Origin of the sequence: Streptomyces sp. NPDC018000 (assembly GCF_044328025.1) — a bacterium.
Lineage (GTDB): Bacteria > Actinomycetota > Actinomycetes > Streptomycetales > Streptomycetaceae > Streptomyces.
The window spans coordinates 660,537-679,786 of sequence record NZ_JBIRGM010000001.1; the positions used below are offsets into that span (position 1 = coordinate 660,537).

Annotated in this window: 17 protein-coding genes; 9 read left to right on the forward strand and 8 right to left on the reverse strand. The window is 68.9% G+C overall.

Features of this window, described 5'->3' with window-relative positions; genetic code table 11:
* The first annotated feature begins 100 nt into the window (after nucleotides 1-100).
* Nucleotides 101-1,390, forward strand: coding sequence for a citrate synthase (locus ACH4EW_RS03210; protein ID WP_329921004.1), 1,290 nt, complete (start codon nucleotides 101-103; stop codon nucleotides 1,388-1,390).
* Between the two features lie 492 nt (nucleotides 1,391-1,882).
* On the opposite strand, the gene ACH4EW_RS03215 is transcribed toward ACH4EW_RS03210, so the two are convergent.
* From ACH4EW_RS03215 to ACH4EW_RS03235, 5 genes are all read right to left on the reverse strand, one after another.
* On the reverse strand, nucleotides 1,883-4,336 hold the full coding sequence (locus tag ACH4EW_RS03215) for a heavy metal translocating P-type ATPase (protein ID WP_398250550.1): 2,454 nt from the start codon (nucleotides 4,334-4,336) through the stop codon (nucleotides 1,883-1,885).
* Between the two features lie 121 nt (nucleotides 4,337-4,457).
* Entirely contained in the window at nucleotides 4,458-4,766 is a 309-nt protein-coding gene (locus ACH4EW_RS03220; protein WP_398250553.1) for a heavy-metal-associated domain-containing protein, read from the reverse strand.
* Between the two features lie 239 nt (nucleotides 4,767-5,005).
* On the reverse strand, nucleotides 5,006-5,203 hold the full coding sequence (locus ACH4EW_RS03225; RefSeq protein WP_398250556.1) for a helix-turn-helix transcriptional regulator: 198 nt from the start codon (nucleotides 5,201-5,203) through the stop codon (nucleotides 5,006-5,008).
* A gap of 212 nt (nucleotides 5,204-5,415) precedes the next feature.
* Entirely contained in the window at nucleotides 5,416-5,928 is a 513-nt protein-coding gene (locus ACH4EW_RS03230) for a peptidoglycan-binding protein (protein WP_398250559.1), read from the reverse strand.
* Between the two features lie 29 nt (nucleotides 5,929-5,957).
* Nucleotides 5,958-6,884: a sugar phosphate isomerase/epimerase family protein gene (locus tag ACH4EW_RS03235; protein ID WP_398250562.1), complete on the reverse strand. Its 927-nt coding sequence runs from the start codon at nucleotides 6,882-6,884 to the stop codon at nucleotides 5,958-5,960.
* Nucleotides 6,885-7,016: 132 nt separating this feature from the next.
* Here ACH4EW_RS03235 and iolC point away from each other — a divergent pair, with 132 nt between their 5' ends.
* From iolC to ACH4EW_RS03255, 4 genes are all read left to right on the forward strand, one after another.
* Nucleotides 7,017-8,021, forward strand: coding sequence for a 5-dehydro-2-deoxygluconokinase (gene iolC / locus ACH4EW_RS03240; protein ID WP_398250565.1), 1,005 nt, complete (start codon nucleotides 7,017-7,019; stop codon nucleotides 8,019-8,021).
* A gap of 151 nt (nucleotides 8,022-8,172) precedes the next feature.
* Nucleotides 8,173-9,054: a 5-deoxy-glucuronate isomerase gene (iolB, locus tag ACH4EW_RS03245; RefSeq protein ID WP_398250568.1), complete on the forward strand. Its 882-nt coding sequence runs from the start codon at nucleotides 8,173-8,175 to the stop codon at nucleotides 9,052-9,054.
* A 41-nt stretch (nucleotides 9,055-9,095) separates the two neighbouring features.
* A complete protein-coding gene (iolD, locus tag ACH4EW_RS03250) occupies nucleotides 9,096-10,940 on the forward strand; it encodes a 3D-(3,5/4)-trihydroxycyclohexane-1,2-dione acylhydrolase (decyclizing) (RefSeq protein ID WP_398251260.1) in 1,845 nt (614 codons plus the stop codon).
* A gap of 12 nt (nucleotides 10,941-10,952) precedes the next feature.
* A complete protein-coding gene (locus ACH4EW_RS03255) occupies nucleotides 10,953-12,452 on the forward strand; it encodes a CoA-acylating methylmalonate-semialdehyde dehydrogenase (RefSeq protein WP_398250571.1) in 1,500 nt (499 codons plus the stop codon).
* A gap of 132 nt (nucleotides 12,453-12,584) precedes the next feature.
* Here ACH4EW_RS03255 and ACH4EW_RS03260 read toward each other — a convergent pair whose 3' ends face one another.
* Nucleotides 12,585-13,007: a hypothetical protein gene (locus ACH4EW_RS03260; protein WP_398250574.1), complete on the reverse strand. Its 423-nt coding sequence runs from the start codon at nucleotides 13,005-13,007 to the stop codon at nucleotides 12,585-12,587.
* A 622-nt stretch (nucleotides 13,008-13,629) separates the two neighbouring features.
* On the opposite strand from ACH4EW_RS03260, the gene ACH4EW_RS03265 reads away from it, so the two are divergent.
* The 3 genes from ACH4EW_RS03265 (at nucleotide 13,630) to ACH4EW_RS03275 (ending at nucleotide 16,559) form a co-directional block, all read left to right on the forward strand.
* Nucleotides 13,630-14,100, forward strand: a complete 471-nt coding sequence (locus ACH4EW_RS03265; RefSeq protein ID WP_398250577.1) for a transglycosylase SLT domain-containing protein — start codon at nucleotides 13,630-13,632, stop codon at nucleotides 14,098-14,100.
* A 132-nt stretch (nucleotides 14,101-14,232) separates the two neighbouring features.
* Entirely contained in the window at nucleotides 14,233-14,826 is a 594-nt protein-coding gene (locus ACH4EW_RS03270; RefSeq protein WP_398250580.1) for a DUF4291 domain-containing protein, read from the forward strand.
* A 221-nt stretch (nucleotides 14,827-15,047) separates the two neighbouring features.
* On the forward strand, nucleotides 15,048-16,559 hold the full coding sequence (locus ACH4EW_RS03275) for an FG-GAP and VCBS repeat-containing protein (protein WP_398250583.1): 1,512 nt from the start codon (nucleotides 15,048-15,050) through the stop codon (nucleotides 16,557-16,559).
* Between the two features lie 90 nt (nucleotides 16,560-16,649).
* On the opposite strand, the gene ACH4EW_RS03280 is transcribed toward ACH4EW_RS03275, so the two are convergent.
* The gene (locus ACH4EW_RS03280) at nucleotides 16,650-17,411 is read right to left on the reverse strand and encodes a thioesterase II family protein (RefSeq protein WP_398250586.1); all 762 of its coding nucleotides are present in this window, start codon (nucleotides 17,409-17,411) and stop codon (nucleotides 16,650-16,652) included.
* Between the two features lie 463 nt (nucleotides 17,412-17,874).
* Between ACH4EW_RS03280 and ACH4EW_RS03285 the strand changes: the two genes are divergently transcribed.
* On the forward strand, nucleotides 17,875-18,360 hold the full coding sequence (locus ACH4EW_RS03285; RefSeq protein ID WP_398250589.1) for a hypothetical protein: 486 nt from the start codon (nucleotides 17,875-17,877) through the stop codon (nucleotides 18,358-18,360).
* A gap of 393 nt (nucleotides 18,361-18,753) precedes the next feature.
* Here ACH4EW_RS03285 and ACH4EW_RS03290 read toward each other — a convergent pair whose 3' ends face one another.
* A complete protein-coding gene (locus ACH4EW_RS03290; protein WP_398251263.1) occupies nucleotides 18,754-19,050 on the reverse strand; it encodes a hypothetical protein in 297 nt (98 codons plus the stop codon).
* Between the last annotated feature and the right edge of the window lie 200 nt (nucleotides 19,051-19,250).

Here is a 19,250-nt window from a genome sequence, read left to right on the forward strand (position 1 = left end):
CCCGAGTGCACTCTCCTGAGCCAAATGGGGGAGGGTGGAAACAGTCGTGGAAACAGTCAGGGAACCTCGAAGAAGAGGCACTACGTCGGTGAGGGATGACGTGAGCGACAACTCTGTAGTACTGCGGTACGGCGACGGCGAGTACACCTACCCGGTGATCGACAGCACCGTCGGCGACAAGGGCTTCGACATCGGGAAGCTCCGGGCCAATACCGGTCTGGTGACGCTGGACAGCGGATACGGCAACACCGCAGCCTATAAATCTGCCATCACCTACCTCGACGGTGAGCAGGGCATCCTGCGCTACCGCGGCTACCCGATCGAGCAGCTCGCCGAGCGCTCGACGTTCCTCGAGGTCGCGTACACGCTCATCAACGGTGAGCTTCCCAAGGTCGACGAACTGTCGACGTTCAAGAACGAGATCACCCAGCACACGCTGCTGCACGAAGACGTCAAGCGGTTCTTCGACGGCTTCCCTCGCGACGCCCACCCGATGGCCATGCTGTCCTCGGTCGTCAGCGCCCTGTCCACGTTCTACCAGGACAGCCACAACCCGTTCGACGAGGAGCAGCGCCACCTCTCGACGATCCGGCTGCTGGCCAAGCTGCCGACGATCGCTGCGTACGCGTACAAGAAGTCGATCGGCCACCCCTTCGTCTACCCGCGCAACGACCTCGGGTACGTCGAGAACTTCCTGCGCATGACCTTCTCGGTCCCTGCCCAGGAGTACGACCTGGACCCGGTCGTCGTCTCCGCGCTCGACAAGCTGCTCATCCTGCACGCGGACCACGAGCAGAACTGCTCGACCTCCACCGTGCGCCTGGTCGGCTCCTCGCAGGCGAACATGTTCGCCTCGATCTCCGCCGGCATCTCGGCGCTGTGGGGCCCGCTGCACGGTGGCGCCAACCAGTCGGTGCTGGAGATGCTCGAAGGCATCCAGGCCAACGGCGGCGATGTCGACTCCTTCATCCGCAAGGTGAAGAACAAGGAGGACGGCGTCCGGCTGATGGGCTTCGGCCACCGCGTCTACAAGTCCTTCGACCCGCGCGCCAAGATCATCAAGGCTGCGGCCCACGACGTGCTGTCGGCGCTCGGCAAGTCCGACGAGCTGCTCGACATCGCGCTGAAGCTGGAGGAGCACGCGCTCTCCGACGAGTACTTCGTCTCGCGCAACCTCTACCCCAACGTGGACTTCTACACGGGTCTGATCTACCGGGCCATGGGCTTCCCGACCGAGATGTTCACCGTGCTCTTCGCGCTCGGCCGGCTCCCCGGCTGGATCGCCCAGTGGCACGAGATGATCAAGGAGCCGGGTTCCCGCATCGGCCGCCCGCGCCAGATCTACACTGGCGAGGTCCTGCGCGACTTCGTCCCGGTCGAGGGTCGCTGAACCTCGTAACACCCCCGCCGGACCCGGCCGCCGTGGCCGGTTGCCTTCGCCCCGCGTACCGCGCTTTCGCACAGAGCGCGGTGTCCGGGGCGATTCGCGTGAAGCGGGCCCGGACCACCGGGCCGACAGCGAGAAGCGCCCCGCCGTCGATCCCCCCACGGGCCGACAGCGGGGCGCTTCCCATGTCCCGGAGCGGATTCCCCCCACGGGATCCGGCCGGGCGTCTGCGGGAGCCGAAGCTCCTGGCGCTCCTCACTTGCTGCGAGCTGCGCTCTTCACTTGTACTTCCAGTGCTGTCCGCCGGGGTACGTACGCACGGGAGGGCCGCTCAAAGCTCCCCGGTGCACGTGCCCCGGCCAACGCTTGCCCGAAGCGTCCCCCAAGACACTTCGCGGACGTCCCCCAAGACATCCATGGCATTGCACTCATAGACTCGCGAGCTCAGCGGATGGTTGCCCTGAAATCGATGTGATCTAAATCTCTTTGTGGAAGTTACGTGAAGGCGCGCAACCGCAGGCTGTTCGTCACGACGAAGACCGATGAACACGCCATCGCCGCTCCCGCAATCATAGGGTTGAGCAGGCCAAATGCCGCAAGGGGTAGGGCGGCTGCGTTATAGCCGAATGCCCAGAAGAGATTGCCCTTGATGGTGGCCAGGGTGCGCCGGGAGAGCCGGATCGCGTCGGCCGCCACCTTGAGATCTCCACGAACGAGGGTGAGATCGCTCGCCTCGATCGCGGCATCCGTACCGGTCCCCATCGCCAGGCCGAGATCGGCGGTGGCGAGCGCGGCCGCGTCGTTGACCCCGTCACCGACCATGGCTACGCAGCGCCCCTGGGCCCGGAGCCGCTCGATGACGTGGACCTTCTCCTCGGGCAAGACCTCGGCGTGGACCTCGTCGATTCCCACGATGCGGGCCACGGCGTCCGCCACGGCCCGGTTGTCGCCGGTCAGCAGCACGGGACGGAGGCCGAGCGCGCGCAGCTCGGCGACGGCTGCCGCACTCGACTCCTTGACCGCGTCGGCGACGGTGAGGACGCCGCGCGCCTGCCTGTCCCAGGCGACCGCGATCGCGGTACGGCCCTGAGCCGCCGCGTCCGCCACGGAACCGGAGAGGGTGCCGGGGACGGCGATGCCCGCGTCGGCGAGCAGTTGCGGGCGGCCGACCAGCACCTGGTGCCCGTCGACCGTGCCGCGTACGCCGAGGCCCGCGATGTTGGCGAAGTCCCGGGGGGCGGGGAGGGGGCCACCGACGCGTTCCGTGGCTCCGGCGGCGACTGCTTGGGCGATGGGGTGCTCGGAGGAGTGCTCCAGGGCGCCGGCCAGCCGCAGGAGCTGGGTCTCGTCTGTGCCGGGTGCGGGGTGGATGTCCTGGAGGGTCATCCGGCCGGTGGTGACCGTGCCGGTCTTGTCGAGGACGATCGTGTCGACGCGGCGCGTGGTCTCCAGGACCTCCGGGCCCTTGATCAGGATGCCGAGCTGGGCGCCGCGTCCCGTACCGACCATGAGGGCGGTGGGAGTGGCGAGGCCCAGGGCGCAGGGGCAGGCGATGATCAGTACGGCGACGGCGGCGGTGAACGCGGCGGTCACGTCGTCCGTGACGAGCAGCCACGCGATCAGGGTGGCCACTGCGAGCACCAGCACCACGGGGACGAAGACGGCGGAGATCCGGTCGGCGAGGCGCTGCACCTCGGCCTTGCCGCTCTGGGCGTCCTCGACGAGCTTCGCCATCCTGGCCAGCTGGGTGTCGGCGCCGACCCGGGTCGCTTCGACGACGAGCCGGCCGGAGGCGTTCACGGTGGCCCCGGTGACCCAGTCGCCGATGCCCACATCGACCGGGACGGACTCGCCGGTGAGCATGGAGGCGTCCACGGCGGACGCGCCCTCGACGACGGTGCCGTCGGTGGCGATCTTCTCGCCGGGGCGGACGACGAAACGGTCGCCGACGGTGAGTCGGCCGACGGGGATACGTACCTCGGTGCCGCCCCGGAGGACGGAGACGTCCTTCGCGCCCAGGTGCATCAGCGCGCGCAGGGCGGAACCCGCCTTCCGCTTGGACTTCGCCTCCAGATAGCGGCCCAGCAGGATGAAGGTGACGACGCCGGCCGCGACCTCCAGATAGATGCTGGACACGCCATCAGTGCGCGAGACGGTGAAGTCGAAGCCGTGCCGCATCCCGGTCATGCCCGCGTCGCCGAAGAACAGCGCCCACAGGGACCAGCCGAAGGCGGCGAGGGTGCCGATCGAGACCAGGGTGTCCATGGTGGCCGCACCGTGCCGGAGGTTGGTCCAGGCGGCGCGGTGGAAGGGCAGTCCGCCCCAGACGACGACGGGGGCGGCGAGGGTGAGGGAGAGCCACTGCCAGTTGTCGAACTGGAAGGCAGGGACCATCGCGAGCACGATGACGGGGGCGGCGAGGACGGCCGAGACGATCAGGCGCTGACGCAGTGAGGCGAGTGCGGTTGCGGCCTTCCGTTCGGCGGGGTCGTCGGCGTCGGTGCCGGTGCCGGTGCCGGTGCTGGTGCCTGGGCCTGCGTCTGTGCCTGCGTCTGTGCCTGTGTCGGTCCGGCTTTCGGTGGCCTGCTCGGCGCGGACTCGCGTGCTGTGCGGGGCGCCGCCCTCGGGGACGCCGGTGACGGTGCCCTCCGGCGTGACCTGTGTGGCGGCCGGTGCCGAGGTGGGCGGTGCCGGTTCGGGGCTGTGTACCGGCTGCGCCGTATAGCCGGTCTTCTCGACCGTGGCGATCAGATCCGCGAGGTCGGTTCCCGGACCGAAGGCGACACGCGCCTTCTCGGTCGCGTAGTTGACGGTGGCGGTGACGCCGTCCATCCGGTTGAGCTTCTTCTCGACGCGGGCCGCGCAGGAGGCGCAGGTCATCCCGCCGATCGTGAGTTCGGCCCGCGAACTCTCCGCTGCCGGGGCCGCGACCTCTGTTGCGCTGTGCATGTCCGAACTCCTGAAAACGCCGACCGGGCCGTACCCCACCAGTATCTGCTGGTCGGTCCGGCCCGGCGGCAAAGGGGGCGATACGGGTGTATCCGGCGTATCGGTTGTGCTTCGACGGTGTTCAGGCCCGGCCGACGAGCTCGTAGCCGGCCTCGTCGACCGCGGCGCGCACGGCGTCCTCGGCCAGTGGGGCCCGGGAGACGACGGTCACCTGACCGGTGGAGGCGACGGCCTTCACCGAGGTGACGCCATCGATGCCGGAGATCTCCTCGGAGACGGCGCCTTCGCAGTGTCCGCAGGTCATGCCGGACACCTGGTAGACGGTGGTCACTCCGTCCGCCGGGGCGCCGGATTCCGCGCCGTCGTGGCAGGAGCCGGCGGGTGAGCAGCAGGAGCCGGTGGCCTGGGGGAGCTGGGTCTCGGTGGTCATGGTGTTCTCCTCTTCGGTGAGCACAAAAGGCGCGGTGTCGGGAACCCCGGGCGACCCGGGAGCCCCAATGTTCATCAGATTATACCCCTAGGGGGTATGAATGCGAGGCGCGTCGAGGAGGAAACGCCCGTTCGGCCTCCGAGCCTCCGAGAGGTCCAGCGGTGGGCGTGCGCCCCGGCGAAAGAGTGGGCCCCGTACGGCGGCGGGTGGGAGTCGCTCGCTGTACGGGGCCGGAGGCGTCAGTCCCTGCGTCCTCGGTTGCCGGGTCTTGAGATGACCCAGGCGCGGATGGTGTCCGCGTACCAGTAGGGCTTGCCGCTCTCCACATGGTCGGGTGACGGGAGGTGGCCGTGTTTGCGGTAGGAGCGGACGGTGTCCGGCTGCACCCGGATGTGCGCGGCAATGTCCTTGTAGGACCAGAGTCTTCTGTCCGTCATGGATGACACCTCTCTGCACCGCAGCGGCAGCCGGGAAGGCCGTCGGGGGAGCTGCAGCACGGACGCTGACGATCACTCAGTCTGTTCCGGGTGCAACGACAGCGAGTGAGTTCCGGAGAGGGGCTGTTGAGGGCTTGTGACGAAACACCCGCATAACGGAGACATGTGTGACGAAGGGGTTGCGACGCCGCTGACAATCGTGGGCGAGGTCGTTACGCCGGAGGATGGGGGAGAGGCGTCGTGCGGGCCGGTCCCGCGTGCCAGAGCGCCGACCAGGTGGCCGGGGTGACCACGCCGTGCGGCACGAGCGGCGGGTTGTCCGCCTGGAAGCGCTGTACGGCAAGGAGGGTCTGCGGCCCGAACGTTCCGTCGACCGCGGACCACGGCAGATAGTGGCGGTTGGCCAGCATGCACTGCACCTGGGAGACCCGATCGCCCTGTTCGCCGTACACGGTCAGCCCGTCGCCCTCGTAGAAGACGCAGACCGCGCTGGAGCCGGGCGGTGGCGGCGGGTTGTACTCGTCGGCCGAGGCACCCGGGGCGGTGGCGAGGGCGGTGGCCAGGGCGACCGCGGCCAGGGCAGAGGCCCCGGCCGTCCTGCGGGGCGACAGCATCTTGCGGATCATGGTGACTTGCTCCCAGTGCGGTGGTGGTGCGTGCGGTGGCGGGGCGCGGCCGGGGCCGCGCACCGACTTCTCGTCGAGGACAACACCGCGTACCGCCACTACGTCACTTCCCGGAGCCGCTCGGTGTGTCAGGGGGCCCGGCGCGGGCTGCCGCAGGAGCGGAGGTAGTCCCGGGTGCGGCGGGCGATGGGGAGGGGTTTGTCGGGCGGGCACGGATACATGTCCTGCTCGACGATGGCGAAGAGATCGACGTCCAGTTTGCGAGCGGCGGCGAGTACGGGCTCCAGCGCGGGCACCCCGCCGGGCGGTTCGCACATCACGCCGCGTGCCACGGCGGTTCCGAACGGCACCTCGCCGGCCACGACTTCGGCCAGGACCTTTGGGTCGACCTGCTTGAGATGCAGATAGCCGATCCGTTCGCCGTAGGTCTCGATCAGCTTGACGCTGTCGCCGCCGCAGTAGGCGTAGTGGCCGGTGTCGAGGCAGAGCGAGACCAAGTCGGGATCGGTGGCGTCGAGGAAGCGGCTGACGTTCTCCTCGCTGTCGATATGGGTGTCGGCATGCGGATGGACGACGATGCGCAGCCCGAAACGGTCCCGCACCTCGCGGCCCAGCCGCTCTGTCTGGGTGGTGAGGCTGCGCCACTGCTCCGCGGTGAGGCTGCGGTCCTCCAGAAGTTCGCCGGTCTTGTCGTCGCGCCAGAACGACGGGATGACCACGAGATGCCCGGCGCCCATCGCCCGGGTGAGTGCCGCGATGTCGGCGACATGCGCCCAGGTCCGGTCCCAGACGTCCGGCCCATGGTGCAATCCGGTGAAAACGGTCCCGGCCGAGACCGTGAGCCCGCGGCGGCGGGTCTCGTCGGCGAGGCGGACCGGGTCGGTCGGGAGGTAGCCGTACGGGCCGAGCTCGATCCACTCGTAACCTGCCGCGGAGACCTCGTCGAGGAAGCGCTGCCAGGGCACTTGCTGCGGATCGTCGGGGAACCACACACCCCACGAGTCGGGTGCCGAACCGATACGGATACGGGCCGGAGCCAATGCGGAGGAGGTCATGCGGCCCAGCCTTCCGGCCCGGGAGACGAGTGTCAATCATTCGTCCTTATGTCCGGACAAAGCATTGACAGGGTTACGGGGGAGGGCTAGACCTGGGAGCAGCCGCCCCGGTCGCCGGTCGAAGGGATGCAGATGCCTGAGCTGTACGACGTGATCACCATGGGCCGGATCGGTGTGGATCTCTACCCCCTGCAGACCGGTCTGCCGCTGGCCCGGGTCGAGACATTCGGGAAGTTCCTCGGCGGCTCACCGGCCAATGTCGCCGTCGCGGCAGCCCGGCTCGGCCGGCGGACTGCCGTGGTGACCCGCACGGGCCGGGATGCCTTCGGGGAGTATCTCCACCACCAGTTGCGGGAGTTCGGGGTGGACGACCGTTGGGTGACGCCCGTCGACGCGTATCCGACGCCGGTCACCTTCTGCGAGATCTTCCCGCCCGATGACTTCCCGCTCTACTTCTACCGGCAGCCCAAGGCCCCCGATCTGGAGATCCGGGAGTCGGAGCTGGACCTCGACGCGGTGCGGTCCGCGCGGGTCTTCTGGATGACGGGCACCGGGCTGTGCGCCGAACCGAGCCGTACATCGACCCTCGTTGCCCTGCGCGCCCGCGACCGGTCCGGCGGCATCACCGTCTTCGACCTCGACTGGCGCCCGATGTTCTGGGACACCACAGAAGAAATCCCCGGGACCTCGTCCACGCCCACCGCCCGCTACCGCGAGGCCCTCGCCCATGCCACCGTCGCCGTCGGCAACCTCGACGAATGCGAGATCGCGACCGGCGAGCGCGAACCGTACGCGGCCGCCGGCGCTTTGATCGCCGCGGGCGTCGAGCTCGCCGTCGTCAAACAGGGCCCCAAGGGCGTACTCGCCGTCCACCGCGACGGCACGGTGGCCGATGTGCCGCCGCTGCCCGTCGAGGTCGTCAACGGCCTCGGTGCCGGTGACGCCTTCGGCGGGGCACTCTGCCACGGGCTGCTCGCAGGATGGGAGACCGAACGCATCATGCGGTACGCCAATGCCGCCGGTGCCATCGTCGCCTCCCGGCTCGCCTGCTCGTCCGCCATGCCGTTCCCGCACGAAGTCGAAGCGGCCCTGACCGAAGGGGCCATCACCTCCCGCCCCACCGGAGCCACCCCATGACGCCCCCGGCCTCCTCGGTCTCCGAACTCGTCCGACTGCGCATGCGCCACCCGGAGGCTCCCTGGCCGTCGGCGACCGTGAACTGGCCATGGCCAACCCCTTCGAGCTCCTGGAACGGCCCCGCAGTACGGCTCCGCAGTTGGGAATGGGTATGACGACGCACAACGGACCGCGGTACCACATCGGCGCAGGGAGCACGGCGAGCGGCCCCTACGCCCTCGACATCGACCCGAAGCGCGCGGGCTGGGACCGGTCGAGCCTGCGTGTGCTGGAGCTGGGACCGGGCGGAATTCACACGCTTGCCACCGGGGAGAGCGAATGGATCGTCCTGCCGTTGACCGGTGGCTGTACGGTGCACGCCTCAGGTGAGATCTTTGAACTGCTGGGCCGGGAAAGCGTGTTCACCGGGGTATCCGACTTCGCGTACGTACCGCGTGACGCCCATGCACAGATCGCCTCCGGCGCAGGAGGCCGCTTCGCCCTGGCAGGAGCGAAGTGCGAGCGACGACTCCCCGCTCGTTACGGCCCCGCGTCGGAGGTACCCGTCGAGCTGCGCGGGCGGGGGAACTGCTCCCGCCAGGTCAACAACTTCGCCGCCGCCGACACCTTCGAGTGCGACCGGCTGATCGCCGTCGAGGTCCTCACCCCCGGCGGCAACTGGTCGTCCTACCCGCCGCACAAGCACGACGAGCACCGCCCCGGCATCGAGTCCGTGCTGGAGGAGATCTACTACTTCGAGGTGGAGAACGACGGCCTCGGGTACCACCGTGTGTCGCCGTCGCGGGACGGCGGTACGGATGTACTCGCCGAGGTCCGCAGCGGCGACGCGGTCCTCATTCCCGACGGCTGGCACGGCCCGTCCATCGCCGCCCCCGGCCGCACCCTCTATTACCTCAATGTGATGGCGGGCCCGGGGGAGCAGCGGGAGTGGCTGATCAGCGACCACCCCGACCACGGCTGGATCCGTGACACCTGGCCGTCGCAGCCGGTGGACCCCAGACTTCCGTTCCACCGGACGGAGGAGACCTCGTGAGCGCCCCACGCACCCGCAGGCTCACCACGGCCCAGGCCCTGATGTCCTTCCTGTCCCGCCAGTACAGCGAGCGCGACGGCCGTCGGCAGCGCCTCATCAGCGCCACCTGGGGCATCTTCGGCCACGGAAACGTCGCCGGAATCGGTCAGGCGCTCGTCGAGTCGGGCCGGGCGATGCCCTATCTCCAGGGCCGCAACGAGCAGGCCATGGTGCACGCCGCCGTCGGCTACGCACGCCAGTCGAACCGGCTCTCCGCGCACGCCGTCACCACCTCCATCGGCCCCGGCGCCACCAACCTCGTGACCGGTGCCGCCCTTGCCACCATCAACCACCTCCCCGTCCTCCTCCTGCCCGGGGACACCTTCGCGACCCGGCCCGCCGACCCCGTGCTCCAGCAGCTCGAAGTCCCGTCCGCGGGCGACATCTCGGTCAACGACTGTCTGCGTCCCGTCTCCCGCTACTTCGACCGGATCACCCGACCCGAGGCCCTGATCCCGGCCGCGCTCCAGGCCATGCGCACCCTCGCCGACCCGGCGGAGACCGGCGCGGTCACGCTCGCGCTGCCGCAGGACGTGCAGGCCCAGGCGTACGACTGGCCGGAGGAGTTCTTCGCCGAGCGCATCTGGTACGTACGCCGGCCGGCCCCCGATCCGCATGAGCTCGACCGGGCGGTACGGGCCGTGCGCAGTGCCCGCCGGCCGCTGATCGTGGCGGGCGGCGGCGTCCGTCACAGCGCGGCGCAGGAGGCCCTCGCCGCGTTCGCCGCCGCCACCCGCATCCCCGTCGCCTCCACCCAGGCCGGCAAGGGCTCGCTGCGGTACGACCACCCCGCCGATGTCGGCGGCATCGGCCACACCGGCACCGCGACCGCCGACGAGCTGGCCCGCACCGCCGACCTGGTGATCGGCATCGGCACCCGCTACTCCGACTTCACCACCGCCTCCGCCACGCTCTTCTCCGACCCGGCCGTCCGCTTCCTCAACCTCAACATCACCGGCTTCGACGCCCACAAGCTCGGCGCGCTCCCGCTCGTCGCCGACGCCCGCACCGCCCTCGAAGCCCTCACCGCCGCACTTGCCGCACGCAACCACCGCGTAGACCCGTCTTATGAGACCGAGTACACCGAGGCCAAGGAGAAGTGGGAGCAGCGTGTCGCCGCTGCGTTCACCGCCGAGGACCCGCACGCCCGCCCCACCCAGGCCCAGGTCCTCGGCCTCCTCGACGCCCTTGTCACCGAGGACGACATCCTGATCAACGCGGCCGGCTCGCTCCCCGGTGACCTGCACAAACTCTGGCGGGCCCGCTCCGTGCACCAGTACCACATCGAATACGGCTACTCCTGCATGGGCTACGAGATCCCGGCCGCGATCGGGGTTCAGCTGGCCGCCCCCGACCGCCCCGTCTGGGCCCTCGTCGGCGACGGCACATATCTGATGAATCCCACCGAGATCGTCACCGCGGTGCAGCAGGAACTTCCCGTGAAGCTGGTCATCCTGCAGAACCACGGCTACGCGTCCATCGGCGGCCTGTCCGAGACGGTCGGCGGCGAGCGCTTCGGTACGGCCTACCGCCACCGCGCCGCGGACGGCGGCTTCACCGGCCTCCCGCTCCCCGTCGATCTCGCGGCCAACGCAGGCTCGCTGGGGATGCGGGTGCTGCGCGCCAAGACCGTGTGTGACCTGCGTGAAGCCCTTGCCCAGGCGCGTGCTGCGGACCGTCCCACTTGTGTCTACGTCGAGACCGAAACGGCAGACACAGTGTCGGGGCCCCCTCCGGCGCAGGCATGGTGGGATGTTCCTGTAGCCGAAACGGCCACGCGGCCGTCGGCCGTCAAAGCCCGGGAAGAGTATGACCGTCACGTCGCCGACCGACGCCACCACCTTTGAAGGAGTTCTGTCATGAAGACCGTCAACCACTGGATCGGTGGCAAGACCGTCGAGGGTGCGTCGGGCAACTACGGCCCGGTCACCGACCCGGCCACCGGCGCCGTCACCACCCAGGTCGCGCTCGCCTCGCTCGAAGAGGTCGACGCCGCGGTAGCCGCCGCCAAGGACGCCTACGCCACCTGGGGCACGTCCTCGCTGGCCACCCGCACCGCGATTCTCTTCCGCTACCGGGCGCTGCTCGACGCCCACCGCGACGAGCTCGCCGCGCTGATCACCGCCGAGCACGGCAAGGTGCACTCGGACGCGCTGGGCGAGGTAGCCCGCGGTCTGGAGATCGTCGAGCTGGCCTGCGGCATCACCACCCAGCTCAAGGGCGAGCTGTCCACGCAGGTCTCCAGCCGGGTCGATGTCTCCTCGATCCGCCAGTCGCTCGGTGTCGTCGCGGGCATCACCCCGTTCAATTTCCCGGCCATGGTGCCGATGTGGATGTTCCCGCTCGCCATCGCCTGCGGAAACACGTTTGTGCTCAAGCCCAGCGAGAAGGACCCGTCGACCGCCAACCGGCTGGCCGAGCTGGCAGCCGAGGCCGGTCTGCCGGACGGCGTGCTGAACGTCCTGCACGGTGACAAGGTTGCCGTCGACGGCCTGCTGGCCCACCCCGACGTGGCCGCGGTCTCCTTCGTGGGCTCCACCCCGATCGCCCGCTACATCCACGCCACCGCCTCCGCCAACGGCAAGCGCGTCCAGGCGCTCGGCGGTGCGAAGAACCACATGCTGGTGCTGCCGGACGCGGACCTCGACGCCGCTGCCGACGCCGCCGTCTCCGCCGCCTACGGCTCGGCCGGTGAGCGCTGCATGGCGATCTCCGCGGTCGTCGCGGTCGGCTCCATCGCCGACGGGCTCGTCGCCAAGATCAAGGAGCGCGCCGAGAAGATCAAGATCGGCCCCGGCAACGACCCGACGTCCGAGATGGGCCCGCTGATCACCGCCGCCCACCGCGACAAGGTCGCCTCGTACGTCACGGGCGCCGCCGCCCAGGGCGCCGACGTCGTCCTCGACGGCACCGGCTTCACCGTCGAGGGCTTCGAGGACGGCCACTGGATCGGCCTCTCCCTCCTCGACAACGTGTCCACCGACTCGGACGCGTACAAGGACGAGATCTTCGGCCCGGTCCTGTGTGTCCTGCGCACCGAGACGTACGAAGAGGGCGTCGCCCTCATGAACGCCTCGCCGTACGGTAACGGCACCGCGATCTTCACCCGCGACGGTGGCGCCGCCCGCCGCTTCCAGATGGAGATCGAGGCCGGCATGGTCGGCGTCAACGTGCCGATCCCGGTGCCGGTCGGCTACCACTCCTTCGGTGGCTGGAAGGACTCCCTCTTCGGCGACCACCACATCTACGGCAACGACGGCGTGCACTTCTACACCCGCGGCAAGGTCGTCACCACGCGCTGGCCGGACCCGGCCGACGCCCCGGCGGGCGTGGACCTGGGCTTCCCGCGCAACAACTGATCCACAACAACTGATCCGCGAGCACTGATCCGCGAGCAGCGATTCGTAACCGCTGATCCGCAGGACCGCCTGACGGCCCGTACGGAAGTCGTATCCGTACGGGCCGTCGTCATGTCCGCGGCCCCCGCGTTCTCACATGCGCCGCAGGCCCACGTACTGGAGCCCGCCCATGGCCGCCACGACCAGGCCCTGGAACACGATCCACCCGTTGCCGATTCCCGTCGCGGTCAGTGCGTCCACGACGACCGTCGCGACGCCGGCCACGGCCCAGGCCACGTTCAGCGTGATGATGAAGCCGACCGAGCCGCGGCTGATGTTCTCCTGACGGGAGACGACCAGCACCCACAGGGCGTACACGGTGAGGAACACGCCCACCGGGTACTGCACCGAGACGGGTACGCCGAGGAACGAGTCCAGGACCGTGGCGAGTACGAGGTATCCGATGCCGTTCGCACCGGTGAGGACCACGTCCGCCACAAGGGCGAATCGGAGAAGGCTGTCGGAACGGGCGGCGGCCGTCGCCGGGACCGTACCCGCGTTCTGGGACGACATCATGAGGTCTTCCTTTCGCTGTCGGTGCGCGGGTGGCAGCTCGAGCGCCATACGGGGACGGTAATGACCGGCGCCGGGCTGCCTCAATTACCTCCCGGGTAATCGTCGTCGGCGGAAATCGGGTCGTCGGCCGTCGGGGAGCCGGTGGATGTGATGCGCGCGCCGCGGTCGCGTCCACGCAGTGGGTGATGACTCGTCGGGCGTCCGTGCGATGTCAGGACGTCGCGGACGCGGTCGCAGCGTTCGTGGGGCGCATCCAATCCCGACGCTCCGATGTGCCCGACATTCCGATCCCCCCTCGCGATCCCCTCGCGTCGATTACTACGTGCTCATTCTTTATTGCGGTGAGTGAATAGGGCTTCTTCAATGTGAGGCGGACCACGTGATTGGCGTCACTCTTGTGGCGATTTGAGGCATTTGCCGTGTGGGGTGGGCCACGTGAGCGGCGTCACTATGTAATCGAATAGTAGATCCGCTGCGCCCCGTGTCCCGGCAGTCGCGGCACTTCCCCGGCCATTTCCCTCGCCCGGTACGAATCCCAATAGTAAGCAGGGGGCATTGACCTGAATTTCTTCCTCGATTAACAATTCTTGGCATCACCCCACGACGGAAGAGGAATTTCCGAATGCAGATCACCGCGATGCCCAAGAAGTTCGCCCGCATGACCAGGGCCAAGAAGATGTCGCTGGGCATGACCGCAGCCGGCGCAGCCATCGTGGCCGGCATGTTCGCCGGAGCCCCGGCCGCCTCGGCCGCCACCCCCGCCCATTCCGGCGGCGGCAACGTCGACTCCTGGATCAACCAGGCGCTGGAGGTCATGCGTGCGAAGGGCATCCCCGGCACCTACGAGGGCATCCACCGCAACCTGATGCGCGAGTCCTCCGGCAACCCCAATGCCATCAACGGCTGGGACTCCAACGCCGCCAAGGGCATCCCGTCCAAGGGCCTGCTCCAGGTCATCGACCCCACCTTCAACAGCTATCACGTGAGCGGCACCTCCAAGAACATCTACGACCCCGTCGCCAACATCACGGCCGCCGCCAACTACGCCGCCCACCGCTACGGCTCCATCGACAACGTCAACTCGGCCTACTGACCTGGACGTTACGATCGTGCAACCGCGCCCGGTGGATTCTGAAGCCGAAGTGGGGAGCCGTGACGGCTCCCCACGCGGAGCACACCCGTAACTCGCTCGCCGTACCCGCCCGGCCAGTGCTGTGATGGGGCGATGACCGACCTGGCCAACCCGCAGCACGAGATCCGCGCCCAGTACACGGATACGACCGTCACCGTCTATCAGGCGTACGCCCCGTTCATCGGCCTTCCCGCTGTCCGCGACGGACGCTTCCCGGACGTCTGGAAGCGCGACCGCATGACCTGGATCAAGCCGAGCTTCCTGTGGATGATGTACCGCTGCGGCTGGGCCACGAAGGACGGTCAGGAGACCGTCCTGGCTGTCGAGATCACCCGTGAGGGCTTCGACTGGGCCCTGGCCAACTCCGAACTCTCCCACTATGTGAGGGGAGTTCACCCCGACCGCGCCACCTGGCAGCGCAATCTGCGCCGGAGCCCGGCCCGCGTCCAGTGGGATCCCGAGCGTGACCTCCGCCTGGACCGGCTTCCGTACCGCTCCCTCCAGCTCGGACTCTCCGGTGAGGCGGCGCGGCGATACGCGGACGAGTGGACGGTGTCGATCCGTGACGTCACTCCGCTGGCCCGGCAGATCCACGAACTCGTCGCGGCCGGTCGGCTCGACGACGCGGCGGCACTCCTGCCGCGGGAGTCGCCGTACCCATCGAAGGAGGCAGGAGTCCGGTCCTGACGGTGCACGGCGGGCTCGCCGTCATCGGCCGCGGCGGTCCATTCGGTGCGCAAGCGGCGTCCTGCCGACGTACCTGATCGCAATGATCACGGTCTGGAACGCAACCTTCACGCGCGTCCATCGGTCTGAGATTGCACAGTGCCAGTGCAGTGAGGGTGTTTCGCACATTCCCGGAAACACCCCGTGCACCCCACGCCCAATCCCTGATCGAAGGAGTCCACGTGGCATCCCGTGCCCTCGGAACCAGCGTGGTTCTCGCCATCACCGTGGCGGCCGCCGTGATCACCTTTCCCAGCGCTCAGGCATCGACGCCCGCCCCGGCCCCCGCCACGGCCTCGGCGTCCACCACCGGCGCCGCGCCCGCCCCGGCCCCGCGCCGCGACGACTTCAACGGGGACGGCTTCCCGGACCTGGCCTTCACCGCGCCCGGTGCCACCGTCGGCGGCAAGGCCAAAGCCGGGTACGTGGGTGTGGTGTACGGCTCCAAGGACGGTCTGCAGACCTCCACCAGACAGGTCTTCACCCAGGACTCGCCCGGAATCCCGGACACCGCCGAGGCCGGTGACGCGTTCGGCAGCTCGACGGTCTCCGCCGACCTGGACAAGGACGGGTACAGCGACCTCGTGGTCGGCGCGGGGAACAAGACGGCCGGCACGTCCATGTCGGCCGGTTCGCTCACCGTGATCTGGGGCGGCGCGCACGGACTGTCCGGTGGGGCGACCCTCCTGACCGGCGACGAGCAGTACGACCGGATCGGCGGAAAGATCGCGGTCGGCGACTTCAACGGCGACGGAGCCATGGACATCGTCACCCTCGGGATGAGCGACCTTCATGTTCTGTCCGGCCCGTTCAAGCGCGACGGCAGCGCGGCGGCCCCCGTCGCAGTGATCCGCGACATGGACGACCTTCGCTACATGGAGCTCACCGCCGGTGACCTCAACGGCGACGGCCACGACGATCTGGCCGCCACCGTCCACGACGGCGACGAGTACGACGCCCGGCGCATCATCGTCCGCAACGGCAGCGCCACCGGCCTCAGCGAGGACTACACCATCGTCAAGGGGGCCAACGGGTCCCGCCTCCAGGCCGGCGAGACCATCACGGCAGGCCAGGTCAACGGTGACAAGTACGCCGACCTTGTCGTGGGCCGCCCGGTCGACGGCTACGACAGCGATGTGGACATACCGCTCGCCAACGGCGGCATGATCACCTATGTCCCGGGCAGCACCACCGGCCCGCGGGGCGACCGGGCCAAGTCCTTCAACCAGGACAGCGCCGGTGTCCCGGGTGCCGCCGAATCGGACGACGGGTTCGGGGCGTCGGTGTCGATCGGTGACATGAACGGTGACGGCTACGGCGACATCGCAGTCGGCGTCCCCTACGAGGACCTCGGCACGACGAAGAACGCGGGCTCCGTCCTGATCCTCCCCGGCACCGCATCAGGCCCCACCGGCACCGGCACGGTGGGCTTCAACCAGGACACGGTGAACGTCCCCGGTGCGGCCGAGACGAACGACGAGTTCGGCGGCGCCGCCAAGCTGGTCGATGCCAACCGCGACGGCCGCACCGAACTGGTCGTCGGCGCCCCCGGCGAGAACGCCGGCGCGGGCTCCCTGTGGGTCTTCCCGGCCACGGCCTCCGGTGTGACGGCCAAGGGATCGTTCACGTTCGGCCACGGGACGCTGGGCACGGTGGCGACGGGCGCGGAGCTGGGATCGTCGTTCAACCGCTGAAGAAGTCGGGGCGGCGGGCCATGCGGGACCGGGACCGGGAGGGTCCCGGTCCCGCATGGGACGGGAACCGGGCCCGAGCAGGGCTACGGGTCAGTGCAGACGTGACGTCAGATCGCCGATGAGGCCGTCCCTTTGCGGCACCAGGTAGAAGTGGTCGCCCTGCAGCACCTTCAGCTCGTAGCCCTTCGGAGCGATGCCGGCCCAGGCGCGCATCTCCTCCACGGCGACGTTGGGATCGCGGTCCCCGACGTAACCGATGACCGGGCAGCGCACGGGTACGGCGGGCCGGGGGCCGTTCTCGGCGTACCGCCCGACGACGGTGAAGTCGGCCTGGAGCGCAGGCATCACGAGTTCCCGGAGGTCGGGGTTCTCCAGCAGTGCGGCGTCGGTACCGCCGAGCCTGCGGACCTCGGCGAGGACGGACTCCTCACCGCCCAGGTGCGCGGTCCGCGGCTGCTGCCCGTGGGGCGGCTGCTGGCAGGAGACGAGGAGAACGCTCGGGTCGAAGCCGTGCTCCCGTTCCAGGCGGACCGCCACCTCGTAGGCGAGCGAAGCCCCCATGCTGTGGCCGAAGAGTGCCAGCGGCTTGTCCAGGAGGGGCAGGAGCGCGGCGGTCACCGCGTCGGCCATCTCCTCCATGCTCTCGATGCAGGGCTCGGCGATCCGCTCCTGGCGTCCCGGGTACCGGGCCACCAGAACCTCGACGTCGTCGCCGAAGGCGTTCCCCCAGGAGTGGAAGAAACTCGCCGAACCGCCGGCGTGCGGCAGGCAGAGCAGTCGCATACGGGTCGAGGCGGACGGGGCGTACCGCCGGAACCACGTTCCGTCGGTGGTGTTCTTCAGGGTGTTCATGGCGACCAGTCTTCTTGTGTAGGGGAGGCCCAGGCCGGCGGGGGCCACGCGGGCGTCCGGACCGTCCGCGGCGGCACGTGCCGTCACACGGTACGGGCTGTCCGGACCGTCAAGGGCTCTGCCCGCGAGCAGCATGGCCGTCACACGGCGGCGAGGCCGTGCAGGGCGCGGGGCCGTCCATGGCGGTCGCCTCGACGGCGGGGTCGATCCGGCGGATCGCAGTTCCCGCTGAAGCGCCGCCGGATCTGGCGCGGTTGTGGCATGGGCCACCGCGCGGACCCGCGCACGGGAGGGCGACCGCACGCACACGCGCGTAGCCCGACGAAGAAATTGAACATGTTCATTAGTGCTGACAGGATGACGGGCATGTGCTCGACGGCTGGTCGAACCGCAGTCGTTCGTGGTGCCGCGACGGGGGCGGATTGTGAAGACCAAGTCACCTGGCCTGGCAAGGTGCCGGGCGGTGAGTCTTGTTGCCTGCCTGCTCGCATTGGTGGGATGCAATCCACACATGTACGACGAGGTGCCCGCACTGCGTGACGCGAAGCGGGCGGACATTGCGGGTTCGTGGCTCTGCGTGGACCATACCGAGGTCACTCTCCAGCCTGATGGAAAGGCCGTCATCCACCTCCTGGACGGACAGGAATTCGACTTCGACGACAGGTGGCGACTGTCGGGTACGGGGACGTGGGAGTTGACCGACGAGCGCATGGGATGGAACGACGGTCAGCATGTCCGCGTGGCTCTCACCGCGCGCACGGCATCGGCCACTCGCGCGCCGGATCCGGCTGAGCCGCACGACGATCCGACCGAACGTGCCCCGGCTCCTGATGCCTATACGTGGACGTTCGAGTTGCGGCGCGACAACAGGGAAAGGTTGCAGCTCTACTTCTTCTTCGGCGACCCCGACTCCCGCAGTACATACGTCCTGCAGAAAAAGCGGCCATAGTGCGCCCCTGGAAGGGGAGACAGCCACGGATCGGCTCCGTCTGGGCACATCGCTTCCCGGAAGCTCCGCAGCACGACCTGTGCCGCAACCTCTATCGCATCCCGGCCCTGAACAACGTCCTCGGCGGCTGGCGCCTGCGACACACTGCGCGCCTTGGGCCGGAGCGAGATGGGAGGCGGCCGGGGCCGACAGGGACGTCGTCAGAACAGCCCCAGCCCAGTGCGCAGGACCAGGCTGGTGTCGAATCACCATTCAACGGATCCGACAACATGGCCAGGGAGCGGTCCGGGAATGAATCGGCCCTCTCCCCCCCCGGCTACCGGGTGGGGAAGAGGGCCGGTGTTGCTGCAGAAGCCGTTCGGTCACCCGCAGCGGCGGTGCCGGCGACGACCGTCAGGTGGTGGTGGCGAGCCATCCGATGGTCTCGGTGGTGTGTTTGCCGTCGCTCTTGACGTTGGCGTTCACGTTGACCTCGTTGAGACGGATCAGAAAGCCCCGCTCGGTCACGTCGTGGACGCGGATGCCCGGGGTCTCCGGGCCGTTGAAGGTCTGGGTCAGCGGAAGCACGATGACCTCGGCCCCCGCCGGGAACGGCGAGGGAAAAGTAACCCGAGTGAAGGTCGAGGTGTTGCCTCCGGCGGTCTCGATCGCGCTGTCCGAACGGAGGTCTACCTTGCCGGTCTGGATCATTGCCACGGAATACTCCGGTGTCGAGTGTCGAGGTTCTGAGCCGCCTGTCGACGACCTGAGCGTGGTCTATCCGGATGGATGCTCATTCATACCGACTTCCGCCTATTCAGTGATCGATATCCAGACACTGGGCGAGGCGCACAGGCAGGCCACCGGAAAACCTCGGCAGTCGTGAGGGTCTCGCTCGGGCCGTGGCTGCC